Annotated in this window: 15 protein-coding genes; 8 read left to right on the forward strand and 7 right to left on the reverse strand. The window is 50.8% G+C overall.

From position 1 onward, the window contains the following. Positions 1-433 precede the first annotated feature (433 nt). From NMP98_RS02375 to NMP98_RS02400, 6 genes are all read left to right on the forward strand, one after another. Positions 434-1636: a Cdc6/Cdc18 family protein gene (locus tag NMP98_RS02375; protein ID WP_254859967.1), complete on the forward strand. Its 1203-nt coding sequence runs from the start codon at positions 434-436 to the stop codon at positions 1634-1636. An 82-nt stretch (positions 1637-1718) separates the two neighbouring features. Continuing rightward, a complete protein-coding gene (locus NMP98_RS02380; RefSeq protein WP_254859968.1) occupies positions 1719-1928 on the forward strand; it encodes a hypothetical protein in 210 nt (69 codons plus the stop codon). A gap of 10 nt (positions 1929-1938) precedes the next feature. Beyond that, positions 1939-2196 carry a hypothetical protein gene (locus tag NMP98_RS02385; RefSeq protein ID WP_254859969.1) on the forward strand — a complete coding sequence of 86 codons (258 nt, stop codon included), beginning with the start codon at positions 1939-1941 and terminating at the stop codon, positions 2194-2196. 228 nt (positions 2197-2424) lie between these two features. Then, positions 2425-2712, forward strand: coding sequence for a hypothetical protein (locus NMP98_RS02390; RefSeq protein ID WP_254859970.1), 288 nt, complete (start codon positions 2425-2427; stop codon positions 2710-2712). Continuing rightward, a complete protein-coding gene (locus tag NMP98_RS02395) occupies positions 2709-2981 on the forward strand; it encodes a MarR family winged helix-turn-helix transcriptional regulator (protein WP_254859971.1) in 273 nt (90 codons plus the stop codon). The genes NMP98_RS02390 and NMP98_RS02395 overlap by 4 nt, the downstream gene beginning before the upstream one ends. Positions 2982-3032: 51 nt before the next feature. Next, positions 3033-5021, forward strand: a complete 1989-nt coding sequence (locus tag NMP98_RS02400) for an ATP-binding protein (RefSeq protein ID WP_254859972.1) — start codon at positions 3033-3035, stop codon at positions 5019-5021. Positions 5022-5028: 7 nt separating this feature from the next. Here the strand turns inward: NMP98_RS02400 and NMP98_RS02405 are convergent, their stop codons facing one another. Genes NMP98_RS02405 through NMP98_RS02415 form a run of 3 tightly spaced genes read right to left on the reverse strand, consistent with a single transcriptional unit; the run spans position 5029 to position 7054 of the window. Next, positions 5029-6102, reverse strand: coding sequence for an ATP-binding protein (locus tag NMP98_RS02405; protein ID WP_254859973.1), 1074 nt, complete (start codon positions 6100-6102; stop codon positions 5029-5031). Then, positions 6099-6785 (reverse strand): hypothetical protein, encoded by a 687-nt coding sequence (locus NMP98_RS02410; protein ID WP_254859974.1) that lies wholly within the window; start codon positions 6783-6785, stop codon positions 6099-6101. The genes NMP98_RS02405 and NMP98_RS02410 overlap by 4 nt, the downstream gene beginning before the upstream one ends. Further along, entirely contained in the window at positions 6782-7054 is a 273-nt protein-coding gene (locus NMP98_RS02415) for a hypothetical protein (protein WP_254859975.1), read from the reverse strand. The genes NMP98_RS02410 and NMP98_RS02415 overlap by 4 nt, the downstream gene beginning before the upstream one ends. An 83-nt stretch (positions 7055-7137) precedes the next feature. Here NMP98_RS02415 and NMP98_RS02420 point away from each other — a divergent pair, with 83 nt between their 5' ends. Further along, a complete protein-coding gene (locus tag NMP98_RS02420) occupies positions 7138-7671 on the forward strand; it encodes a winged helix-turn-helix domain-containing protein (protein ID WP_254859976.1) in 534 nt (177 codons plus the stop codon). A 3-nt stretch (positions 7672-7674) separates the two neighbouring features. Here the strand turns inward: NMP98_RS02420 and NMP98_RS02425 are convergent, their stop codons facing one another. The 3 genes from NMP98_RS02425 to NMP98_RS02435 form a co-directional block, all read right to left on the reverse strand. Further along, positions 7675-8526: a DUF6610 family protein gene (locus NMP98_RS02425; protein WP_254859977.1), complete on the reverse strand. Its 852-nt coding sequence runs from the start codon at positions 8524-8526 to the stop codon at positions 7675-7677. A 209-nt stretch (positions 8527-8735) separates the two neighbouring features. Then, the gene (locus NMP98_RS02430) at positions 8736-9785 is read right to left on the reverse strand and encodes a tyrosine-type recombinase/integrase (RefSeq protein WP_254859978.1); all 1050 of its coding nucleotides are present in this window, start codon (positions 9783-9785) and stop codon (positions 8736-8738) included. A 2-nt stretch (positions 9786-9787) separates the two neighbouring features. After that, positions 9788-10300: a hypothetical protein gene (locus NMP98_RS02435; RefSeq protein WP_254859979.1), complete on the reverse strand. Its 513-nt coding sequence runs from the start codon at positions 10298-10300 to the stop codon at positions 9788-9790. A 307-nt stretch (positions 10301-10607) separates the two neighbouring features. Between NMP98_RS02435 and NMP98_RS02440 the strand changes: the two genes are divergently transcribed. Next, entirely contained in the window at positions 10608-10949 is a 342-nt protein-coding gene (locus tag NMP98_RS02440; RefSeq protein ID WP_254859980.1) for a hypothetical protein, read from the forward strand. Here NMP98_RS02440 and NMP98_RS02445 read toward each other — a convergent pair whose 3' ends face one another. Then, positions 10950-11834, reverse strand: a complete 885-nt coding sequence (locus NMP98_RS02445) for an NAD(P)H-binding protein (protein WP_254859981.1) — start codon at positions 11832-11834, stop codon at positions 10950-10952. Positions 11835-11843 lie beyond the last annotated feature (9 nt).

The following is an 11843-nucleotide window of genomic DNA, read 5'->3' on the forward strand; positions in this document are numbered from 1 at the left end:
GCTGACTCAATTAATTTCCGAAAAATTTGCTACCGGCATGTGATGAATAGAGGGGTAAATCAAAGGTAAAAGAGCTAAAGATGTCGATATTGCTTCTCAGCAGTTTTTTTAAAGACGTCAAGTATGTGTGTGTGACCATTTCCGAAAAAACTACTTTCCCAAAGAAATTTGATATAACACTGTTATATTATATAACGCTGTTATATTCTATATCACTCCTCACCTCATTTAAAAAGGTCCGATATTTTCCAGGTCTCACACCTCTCTTCTCTTGGATATTTAGGAAATGGTCACACACAGGCAAATCTCTCACACACAGTTGAGTACAGATTTGGAGAATTGGATTGTCGAGCTAAGATCCATGAGATCTTTTCCGAACTTACAGAACAAATTGAACCAAAGGAATAAAAAAGGAAATTGTCCAGAAATAAATATGTCTCAAAGCGACAATACAACTAACCTCTTCGATGACTATTCAGAAAATAAGATCTTCGAATCAACACGGCCACTCGGATACGAGTTTTTTCCTTCACTCGAAAACATAGTAGCCAGAGAAGAAGAGATCAAACAGATAAGAAAGAAACTGAAAGGAATACTCAAAACAGGATATGGAGAAAACTTCGTAGTAACAGGGAATACAGGGCTTGGAAAGACAACCTGTGTCAAAGCTGTCCTCAACCAACTTGACGAAAAGATGCAGGAGGAAGACCAAGATCTCACTGTATCTTACATTGAGGCCTGTACCAACGAGCGGCAAGTACTCAGAAAGTTAGCTCACGACATAGAAATCGATTACAGAGGAAGTGATCTCAGCAAGTACTACCACGAACTGAAGAACAAGATAGTCGAAGAGGACGCTTCATACATCCTTGTTCTTGACGATATCGATCACCTGTTCAGCGATAAAAGCCAGAACGACCATGGAAATTCACTTCTCAAGAAACTATATGAAGTAAGAGAATACGCCTTGAACAATAGCGATGGAGGCCTTGTAGTTGGAGGAGTCACCAACAATTCAGACATCTATGATCAGTTTAACCCGAAAAATCGCAGCCGCTATGCCGATGATACTATAGATTTTTCAGAATATGACTCTCACCAGCTTAGGAAGATCCTGGGGAACAGAGCTGAGAAGGCCTTCAAACAGACTGCACTGCAGAACGGTGTTCTCAACAAGATAGCTGCCTACGTGGCGAAAAATAGCGGGGACGCCCGGAAGGCTATCCGCGTACTAAAGAAAGCTGGGCAAATAGCTGAGGAGACTCACGAGCAGGTCAAAATGGATCACGTCGATGAGGCTATTGACGAGGTGGAAACCAATCAGATTCTCAAATCCGTCAAACAGCTTGCTCTCACGAAAAAGTACGTTCTCTACTCGGTGATGGAGGAAAGAAGAAAAAAGCCCAGCTTCAAACAGGTCTACGACAAGTACGAGAAAGTCTGCAGTGAGTGGAATAACGAACCGGTCAGCGAAAGACAGGTCCGGTATGCTATTGATGATCTCGATATGTTTGGGCTTGTAGAAACAGGCTCAAAGAGCGGTAGAGGAGGGAAAAAGTACGCAAAGGCCAGGATCAAGGATGATGTGGAAGATGACATCTTGGGTTATATGGAGGAGGAGGTATTTGATAGCTGAGAAGCACTCCTGCAGAACTTGCAAAGAATTTATAAATAAATGTAAACAATTAGTTTACACAATGACAGAACGTAGTCGGACTATGGTCCGGGTTCAACCCGAGCCTAGAATCAGTACCGTTCCAGAAGCGGTTCAAAACCACAGACAGCAGCGAAAAGCAGACAAAGAGGACGACGAGCTGGGCATAGTGAAGCGGGCCAAGGATTCGGATTTCACGGCAGTCAGTATGCAGAACAGTGCCTCCACAGATTCCTCATCAAAACCGGACTCATCACTGGAGGATTACCTCTGAGGTGCCGGCAGTGAAGAAGGAGCGTTTGAAGGGATTTTTCGTAGCAAAGCTCAACAACTCGCTTTTCCACGATAGAGATAGCTTCGTCCAGAAGACTGAGGATCATCTGGAAGCAGTGAAGGTTGAAGCTGATATCGAGGAGTGTGTTGAGGAGCTTATCGAGGAAGGCTGGATAGAGTACATTGAGGAAGGTGATAATCTGAAGCAGGTTGTTCCTGAGTCAGAGAGAAAACAGAAAACACTGCCTGCAGGTGGATCTCAGCAGTGAGTCAGGGTCTTCTTCCGCGTGCAAGCTTGGAAGCATTGGTCGGAGGTTTTCAGGATCCGGCGGTGGAACAGCCATGAACTTTGTTTTGTGGCTTGCGTTTGATGTGCAGGAAACTCTTCTTATGAGCACGGAGAAATGGGAGATTCAGCCTCACAGCACTGAGAAAATACTGTATCCGCGGGTGGTGCCCTGATTACGGACTATGTCGAACCACGCTATAATCCGGAGTTGAACGAAGGCCTCGGAGGGACGATCGAGTTCGGAGAAGACTACCTATTTCCTCGTGACTTGCCAGCTGGGAAAGTCCGGCAGATCCTGGAGGAAGATCAAGGGGCGGAGGTCTATGGTTCTCAGTTCCCACAATTTGGAGTTGAGACAGGTGATGGAGTCCGTTATGACCTTATCCGGTTAGACGAGAACGAACCTGTTGACGCAATCGGGGTCTACGATGTCGACGATAGTGAGGTCTTGGACTTCTATGAAGTGGATGAGCTCGTCGACGGGGTGGTAGAGTGACCGATATCGGTGATTCTTCTGTTGTGAGAGGTGGACGCGCTGAAATACTGTCTGCGGTGGCGGAGGAAGATCGGCAGTCCGTCTCGAGTGTATTAGATAGAGTTTCGCTCTCCCGGCAGTACGTAAGCAGTACGCTTCAACGCTTAGAAGACGAGGGCCTTGTAGAAAAGGAGAGGTCAGACGATGATAAGCGGGAAAAGCTCTATTCAATCACGAGTGAAGGCCAAGCCTTGATTGATGTACTGGACGGGATCTACGCTGAGGCCTGATCATGCTTTTTTCTCTATGTTATAAAAGCATAATTTCAGTAAACTGTTGATGTGTCTCTTCACGATCGGCTTCTGCAGGAGGCTAAGGATGCGAACATCGATGATGACCCTGAGGTTCAAAAGTATCTGAAATTGGTCAACCTCGCTCCAAATGACCACGTCAAGAAACTGTATGCGAAGAAACTGAAGGCCTTGATAAGGCAACACCGCAGTCATCCTTTCCCCGGTGAGCAGTCACCTGTAGTACCGCGGTCCTCGATTAATGTTGGGAGGGGTTGGAAAGGGGGGTTGGTCTCACTGCCTGTCGACGACCTTACGAAGCACTTTCTGGCAGTCGGTCAATCCGGTTCGGGAAAGACCACATTGTTCTATAACTTGATGTCGGAGCTGGACGATCTGGATATCCCTTTCTGGGCGTTTGACTTGAAGCAGGACTACCGGCACCTGGTGAAGTCAGAGGAGCTTGATGATATCTTGGTGCTGCCGGTGGAGAAACTCAGGTTCAATCCATTAGAGGCTCCGCCAGGTGTCGAACAAGGGGACTGGCTTTCCGCTTTCATGGAAGTGTTTTGTGAGACTCAGGAGTTGCTGGGAGGGTCTGACCGCTTCCTCGATGAGCACCTACACCAGTTTCAGAATAAGAAGGAAGGCCAGCCAACGCTGCTTAACTTGAGGAACTATATTCAGGGTCTTTCTGTTCATCCTCAACGGCAAGGTTTCCAGAACAGGATAAGGACGAGTATCGGACGACTGCTGAGAGATGCACCTCACACTTTCAACGTAGAGCAGGGTTATGAATTGGAAGATCTACTGCAAAGGAACGTCGTCTTCGAGTTCGGGGGTCTGAAGAAGTGGACTCAGAACTTCCTGATGGAGATCCTGATAGCATGGATATACGAGTATAGGAAAGCGCAGAATCATAGGGGAGACGGGTTGCGCCACGTTACGTTCCTGGATGAGGCCAAGACCATATTTTCAGTTTACAAGGAGAAACAGGTGGCTTCTGGACTGCCTGAGAGTGATAAGAAGATAGCGAAGGTACGGGAGTTTCAGGAGTCATTCATCGTGGCAGATCAGGAGGCGAACAAATTGACTGACTCGATCAAGGCAAACACGTATTTCAAGGTACTATTGGCTACAGGTGATGCCAAGGAGTTCAGGTCAATCGCAGAGTCGCTGAAGATGGATGGCCTGCAGAAGCGGTGGGCGAAGAAGCTGGCAGTGGGTGATGCCGTTATTCAGAAAGGGGAGAATGAACCGGTCCCGGTGAAGCTTCCTGATTTTGATTTGGAGAAGGACGTGACTGATGATGACCTGGTTTCCTACATGAGTGAGGAGTGGAGGGATCTGTCTTTCCAGCCTATAGATTCCTCTATTTCAGGTCATGTAGAAGACTCCGAACAAGTGGATAGATCGGAGCAAAATAGCTCTAAGCCTGCCGAAGAACCCGAACTGGACGTTTCTGAGAGAGCGGAGCGCTTAGTGAGAGATATAGTGGAAAACCCGTTCAGATCTGTTACTGAAAGATACGAGGATTTCTCCAGTAGATACCAGGGGGACAAGGCGAAGAAGGAACTACTGGATAAGGAACTGGTTGAGGAGAAAAGTGCGAAGGTGAAGCAGGGCAGGGTCAAGCTGTTCGAGCTCACTGATCGAGGGGAAGACGTCGTCGAGGATCTTGATGTAGAGTTTGAGAGATCTGGCAGAGGTGGCGTGGTCCACAGGTACTGGCAACACCGTGTTTCCGATAGTCTTGAGGAAGAGGGCCTGAACACGGTTATTGAGAAAAGCCATGCTGATGTCTACGTTAACGTTGATGGGGAAGCTGTAGCAGTCGAAGTCGCAATGGGCAGGAACGATAGAGAGGTTGAGCACATCTCTGATCGCCTGGATAAAAAGTTTGACAGAGTGGTGACCCTATGTAGAAACGAATCGATCAAGGGATTCATTGAGAACAGGATCTCTGATATCGACGTATCTACTGAACAAGTAGAGATCCGTCTTCTTCGTCAGTTCTTAAACAGGGATAGCTTGTTGTGACTATTGTTCAACTTTCCCAGTGTTTGAGGCTTGGCTCGGTATCCTGGACTGTTTCCCGTAGATGACGTTGACTGACTGGCTGTAGCTCATCTTGCTCCACGGATTCGATGTGTGCCGTTTGAGCAGCCTCCTCCACTATTTTCTCGAGGTCGGAAGCTGAGAACTCCTCGGTTAATTCGGCTAACCGGTGAGTGTCGACATCTTCTGCAGTGGTCCGGTTTCCTAAATGGATCTGTAGTATTTCTTCGCGGGCATCCGGTTCTGGTGGTGGGACTTCTATCTTCTGGTCGAATCTGCCGCTCCGGCGGATAGCGCCGTCGACGTTGTCCAAAAGGTTGGTTGCCGCGATCACGACGATATCCTCGCCCTGGACTTCCTGAATGCTTTGAATCATTTCGCTGACAGCGTTGCTGTAGGCCTGTCCGTCTCGCTCCAGACTCTGCCGGTTGGAAGCGATAGAGTCGATCTCGTCAATAAAGATGACGCAGGGCTGCATCTGCAGGGCCTCATCGAACAAGTCGGCTACGTTCTTCCCGGTCTCTCCGACGTAGCTGGAGATAAGATCGGAACCTCGGATTTTTGCGTAGCTGTAGCCAAGTTCGCCGGCGAGGGCTTTGGAGATATACGTCTTTCCGGTTCCTGGTGGGCCGTGGAGAAGAATGCCGTTCGTAGGGCTGACTCCAAGCATTTCACGGTACTCAGAGTCCTCGAACTGGTGGATGACGTTGTGCTGAAGCAGTTTTTTCAAGTCTGTCATCCCGCCAACGTCGTCCAGGTCCAGATCTGGAGGCTCCTGGAAAAACTCAGAGCCATCCATCTGACCGTTCATCTCCTTCTTCCCTCGACGCTCTTTCCGACCGTTACCGTTGTTCACTTCATTTTTAGCGATGTCGTCGAACGAGTCACTCATATACTCAAGTTCACTTGCTCGTTCGTCCTCGATCTCCTCGGAGACCTTCTGCAGGTACTTCTTCGCCTTCAAGAGTTTCTTCACTCGTTCTTCTGAGGAATCGGCTTCATGAGCTTCGTCGACGGCCTGCTTGAACTGCTTCGTGTAATGAGACTCACTGGACAAGCTCATGATCCTTGCTTCATCTCCTCGATTTTCTCGTACTCTTCCTCTATCGCCCGGTCAATCTCTTCCTCAGTCTCCAAGCTGCGGTCAGACAGATTGATTCCATTATCCTCTTCTTTGACCTCTGATTTGATGTCAGAGATATCTACTCCAGAGAGTTCCTCGTCTGCTAAATCCATCGCTTGATCCAAGTCATCCATGTTTTCAGAGGCATCAATCAGCTGGTCTTCCCCTTCCTCAATTGCAGATTCGATATCTCTGGTTGAGAGTTCGGACAGGTCAATGTCGAGGCCTTCGATAGCTCCGGACCTGATGTTGTTCTGCAGGTGCTGTAGCTTCAGCTGAGTCAGAGTCAGCTTCTCGCTGCGGAGGTGATCCAGGATTTTCTCCTTTTTTTCTCCGGCGACTTTGTGCTCTTTCGCTTCCACCATGTAATCATTCTTGTCAGACTCTGTGGAAGCTCCCCGCGCCTTGTCGAAGGCTTTCTCCTTTTTCTTTTGATGCCGGGAAACTTCGCGTTCCAGTTGGTCTATGGTTTCTTCCCGGCTTTCGATATCTTGCTCGAACTGTTGGATATCGTGTCCTGATTCGAGGACTTCGCCGTCGCCGTCGAGTTCGAGGCCAGCCACTTCTACTGGTTCATCGGCCTGTTCTTCTTTGTCGCTGGTCAGCCAACTTCGTAGTTTCATGTTTCTGTCTCACCTTTGTTTTCTGAGTCGACGAAGAGCACAGTTAGTCCGGATCCAAGACCTGTTACGGTGACAGCGAAGATCACTGTTAATACGTTTTCCGGCGTCTGAATCCCTGTTCCAAGAGAGATTACGAAGAAACCTGCTGCAGTGCCGATCAGCAGGAATAGAATGCCTCTGTATATGTTTTCTGTTTCTATGCCTTTGAGGCCGCTCATAGTTGTCAGCATTCCTGTTGCCAGGCATGCTGCGTATAGTGGAGTGTTCATGACTGGTTTGTGTCCTACCTCTATCTGGTTGTTAATGGGTCCTCAAATTTATGTGTTTCCCTAAATTAAGAATATCCAGATCAATGGATAGTGCAGAATTATCCCAACGCCTTTTTACGCAGTACCTTGTAGCGTTAGAAGTAATGGAGCCTGATCGTTGGCAGAAAACTGATTTGGAGGCTGTGTCAGCCCTGTTTCAAGGCCTTGCTCATGAGGCTCGGTTGGCTCTTTTACTGGGGATTTATCAGGATAAGTCTTTGAACGATATCGCCGAGTTTCTGGACATCACCCGTGGAGGGATGCAAGATCACTTGGAGAAATTGATAGACTGCGAGTTGCTCTACAGGCCTGAGGATTCTGGGAAGACATATGATCTAACGCCATTCGGAGTGTTCTTTGTCGAGTTTCTACTGAGTAATGAGAACATGTTTTCGGATGCGGTCGGCCAGTTGAGGTCGGAGGAGATGAAGGTGGAGAAAGCTGTGCGAGAGGTCCGAGATAAGGTTGATGAGGCGGATGTCCCTGTGTCGGAGAAAGATTGGGAGAGGAAAATCCATTCTAAGAAGTGGGAACAGGCCTGGGATGATATCGAAGAGATCCTCGAAGATGACACGTAGCCTCTAGATCCCGGTGAGATTTTCGCGGTACTCGATAAATTTCTTCTCGACTTCGCTTCGAAAAGCCATCTTACCCCTGTCTTCGTAATGCCCGACATAGGCCTCCTCGAGATCTTTGATACTACCGATAGGGTCTCCGCCCTCATCCATCCAGATCAGTTCTTCCGGTTCTTCAGTTGGTTCACCGTACAACTCAACTGGCTCGGTCTCCGGCCACAGATCTTTCTTTTGCCAGAACTCCTTGATCTCCTGGTATGAGCGACGGGCAGTCTCTCGAGGCGTCAAGTGTCCGTTGTCGATCCACCCGTCGGGTGTCCAGTATTCCCAGTGCGCCATCCGCAGCGGTAGATTACAATCGTAACCGACGACGTTAGCAGGAGGCCTTCGGTCTACAGTCGGTTGAGTCAGTTTTTCTATGGCGTCATAGGCTTCGTGAGGGTTGCCACCTAAGATATGCACGTCCCAGGCACGGAACTTCGCAGGCCCCAAATCCTCTGCCTGAATCTGACTGTTCCCGTTTGCGTATCCGAGGGTCGTCGTTTCTGGATCAAGGAGATCAAACGTTTCCTCAGATTTTGGAACGACGATAAATCGGCGTCGTGGATAGTCTTCGAGAAGATCCTCGACTACTTTCTGGTATTCTCTGGCCTGTTCTGCGTTGTAGGCGTCTCCGATCACAGCGACTTGCGGCTCCCGTTCCTGAAATTTGTCGAGAAACCGTTCCAGATCCGGGTCTTCGTATTCATTGTCCATGAAGCCTTCAGGAAGATCGACATTGACGTGCTCATCCGACAACTGGTAGGTGCTGTCTTCACGGTTTCCCGGAAGATATCCAAGCTTCATTCCCTCAGTCACTATTGGGTGCCGACCGGTGGTTGCGACGTATTCCAACTGCTGAGATTCTTCGATTTCTTTTCTGTCGACCGATTGAATCCGCTATCTACCCTTGCAAGCTGAAGATATGACAGAACATTTTTGACGTTACTCCTCAGCCAACTTGATCTCGACAGATCCTGTCTCTCGGAGTTCCTCTACTTCCTCTGGGGAAAGCCAGATAGGTGCTCCTACAATCTGTCCAGTTTGGTCTGTCGAAGCTTCGATTTCGTGTTCACCGATTCGTGATTCTCACCTCCGCCGTCAGTTCTAGCGTACAGATTCAAGGGTTTGATGTGCTTCAGATACTCTTCTCGGACCTCGTCACGCGGAATCTTCGTATACAGGTCCATGACCTCTTGGTCGCCGTCTCCACGCAGGTACCGGGTGTAGTGGTCGGGCATTCCGTTGTTCCTCATTAAGCTCGTGAAGATCGTCCTGTAGTAGTGAGGAACGAATTTGTGGTGCCATCGTTTCTCGTCTTCTTCTTCCATGACTTCTGCCTGGACAGCTGCACGGCGAACGGAACGGCGGATTCTCTCCCGATCGATTCGGCCACCTCTGATCGACGTGAAAAGATAATCTGAGTCGTCAGATGAGATCGCCATCAACCGGGTCAGGGCCTGCACAGTCTCTTCATCGATCGGATTGACTGTGTTCGATCCTCCCTTCCGGTCTCTGAAACGGACAAATCCATCCTCCAGCATCAAGTCGTCTTCCTTCAATGAGAGAACTTCATCGGTGCGAGCACCAGTCTTTGCCATCAGTACGGCTGCTGTCTTATCCCGTGGATCCGAGATATTCTGGATAATACTCCTACCCTTCTCCCAGGTTGCCGTATCAGGCCTTTCTCTACGTACACGGCCCAGCTCTTCTAAGACGACGCCAGCAGGATTGCCGGTGATATCATCGAATCTTGGACGTTTCATCGCCCAGTCATAGAAGCTGGAGAGGGACTCGACGTATCTCCTCTTCGTGTTATCCGCTACGTCTCGCTTGTCGATGATCAGGACGTACTGTTCGATATCCCCCACGACCACATCTGAGGGATGAGTGTCCGGGAAGTGTTCGTGGAAGAATTTCGCAGCGGTACGGCTATAGGAGTTCAGAGTCCGTCTACTCGCTCCGGTGGAGTCCTTCCGACGAAGCCACTGATTGATGCAGTCGTGCTTGTTTTTGAAGACTTTATGATCCCAGACATCAGCGTCCAGCAATACTTCGTGTTTCTTTTCGCGTGGCATTTTCAAGCGTCACCTCCGTTGTCCGAGTCGACGAGTTTCCAGCCCCAGCCCCGTTCGTAGTCGACTTCGTCCTGAGCTGCGAGGAAGTACAGCTGGTTCTCTACTGGCTGCCGCAAGGCCTCGTCCAACACGCCGGACTCAACGATACTCCGGAGGATCTCATCCAACTCTTGGTAGTTATCGGTGAGGACGGTTCGCAGAGTAGCCGGTTCGAAGCTGATGACTGCTGAGCTTTCTGACTCCTTTTCTTCTAACCGTTGCTCCAGTTCCGCAACCTCTTCCTTGAGTTCCTGGATCCGTTTCTGGTCGCCGCCAGACCTCATCGCTCCGTGCTCTCTGTAGGCCCGGCCCTCCTGGATCAGTTTGTAGAGGTACTTTGAGCGGGAGAGGTCTGCCTCGTCTGCTTCCTCATCCCACTGTTTGATATCTTCTTCTTTGCATACGACCTGTGCGACGTCGCTGTCTTCTGCGAAGCCGCCGGTCTCTTTCCACTGCTTCTTATTTTCTTCTGACATTGTGTTCGTCGACCTCCGATATGCCAGGAGAAGAGCGGGTTCGCTCCCTCGACCTCGGACATGACACAATTACGTGTCAACTCTTTTATGTCCTAGATAGGACTGATTCTTTATGAGTGCCGAGGCCAGCTTTCTACCCGTGCATCTACGAAGGGACGTGAAGTGGACGACCGTCCGACTCGCTCGCAAACACTCAAATCCCCGACGCACCTAGAGGACACGTGAAAAGTCGCTTCTCGTCTACGACGGTAGCAACCCGCTGTTCCGCGCGGCCGTCGAGGCGGCGACCCGTCGGTCGGACGAACTCGTGGCCGCCCGCTGGGACTCCGAGCCAGTACAGGCGTTCCTCGAAGCGCAGTTCGACGCCCGACCCTTCGCGTTCATCTTCGTCGAGGATGACGACGTCCACGTCGGCGAAGAGACCGTCGGGCGGGTACTCGGTCGGATGGGCTTCGCTGACTCGCTCGTCGACGGGCTGGAACGAACCTACGCTGTCGGGGGCGCTACGTTCGGCCGGTTGGTACACGGACGAACGGTAGCGGACCTCAGCGGAACGTTCCCGCTGTCGGCGGATGCCGAAGCCCATCTCGCGGAACTCCGTCGGGTTCGAGCGATACCGGTTCAGGAGGGCCCTCCCGTGGGGCCCTGATTAGCCTTCTGCAAGCGCTTGCTGGACTGCCACCTCGACCGGCGTCTGTTCGATGGGAACGACCGACTGCAGGTCCCGCTTGGGGTCGACGGTCACGGGGTTTCGCATACTCTCGACTAACGGCCGGGCGATGTCGTACTGGACGTCCGTCGTCAGTCGGAGCCAGTGTGAAGACAGTGCCGGAGACATTATCGGAACCGGCACGATTAGGACACGCTTTCCTTTTTCTTTGGCGGTCAATTTGAGCAGTGACTCGTAGGACCACACTGTCGGCGCGCCGATGTCGTAGATACCGCCTCGAGTCTCTTCGACGTCGAGGACGCCGATTAGGTAGGCGATGGCATCGTCGATGCCAATCGGCTGACACGGCGTCCGCACCCACTTCGGGACCGTCATCACGGGCAGGCGGTCGGTGAGGTCGTCGACGATGCGGAAGCTCGCGCTGCCGGAACCGATGATAATCGCTGCTCGGAGGACGGTCAAATCGAAGCTCCCGGTTTCGAGCACCGACTCGACCTCTCGACGGGAGGCGAGGTGTGGCGAGAGGTTTCGTTCGTCGCCGCTGATGCCGCTCAGGTAAATCACTCTGTCGACGCCGGCTTCCGATGCTAGTTCTCGGAACCGGCGGGCGTAGGTCCGGTCTAACTCCGCGAAATTCTCGGCCGTCAGCGAGTGAATCAAGTAGTAGGCCGCGTCGATTCCCTCACAGAGCCCCTCCAGCGATGCCGGATTACTGAGGTCACCTTGGAATATTTCAACGTCGTCCGGGAACCTCGACTGACTCGCGCTTCTGGAGAAGGCAACGACTTCGTGGCCGGCCGAGCGCAGTGACTCGACGAGCCGCCCGCCGACGAACCCGGTCGCTCCAACGACGAGAACACGCATTGATGTCTA

Origin of the sequence: Natronomonas gomsonensis, from assembly GCF_024300825.1 — an archaeon.
GTDB lineage: Archaea > Halobacteriota > Halobacteria > Halobacteriales > Haloarculaceae > Natronomonas > Natronomonas gomsonensis.

Bases quoted from the DNA above. Each gene is read 5' to 3' on its own strand.
- NMP98_RS02420 (WP_254859976.1), top strand. From the start codon at position 7,138: ATGGATAGTGCAGAATTATCCCAACGCCTTTTTACGCAGTACCTTGTA.
- NMP98_RS02415 (WP_254859975.1), bottom strand. From the start codon at position 7,054: ATGAACACTCCACTATACGCAGCATGCCTGGCAACAGGAATGCTGACA.
- NMP98_RS02430 (WP_254859978.1), bottom strand. From the start codon at position 9,785: ATGCCACGCGAAAAGAAACACGAAGTATTGCTGGACGCTGATGTCTGG.
- NMP98_RS02410 (WP_254859974.1), bottom strand. From the start codon at position 6,785: ATGAAACTACGAAGTTGGCTGACCAGCGACAAAGAAGAACAGGCCGAT.
- NMP98_RS02405 (WP_254859973.1), bottom strand. From the start codon at position 6,102: ATGAGCTTGTCCAGTGAGTCTCATTACACGAAGCAGTTCAAGCAGGCC.
- NMP98_RS02435 (WP_254859979.1), bottom strand. From the start codon at position 10,300: ATGTCAGAAGAAAATAAGAAGCAGTGGAAAGAGACCGGCGGCTTCGCA.
- NMP98_RS02445 (WP_254859981.1), bottom strand. From the start codon at position 11,834: ATGCGTGTTCTCGTCGTTGGAGCGACCGGGTTCGTCGGCGGGCGGCTC.
- NMP98_RS02380 (WP_254859968.1), top strand. From the start codon at position 1,719: ATGGTCCGGGTTCAACCCGAGCCTAGAATCAGTACCGTTCCAGAAGCG.
- NMP98_RS02375 (WP_254859967.1), top strand. From the start codon at position 434: ATGTCTCAAAGCGACAATACAACTAACCTCTTCGATGACTATTCAGAA.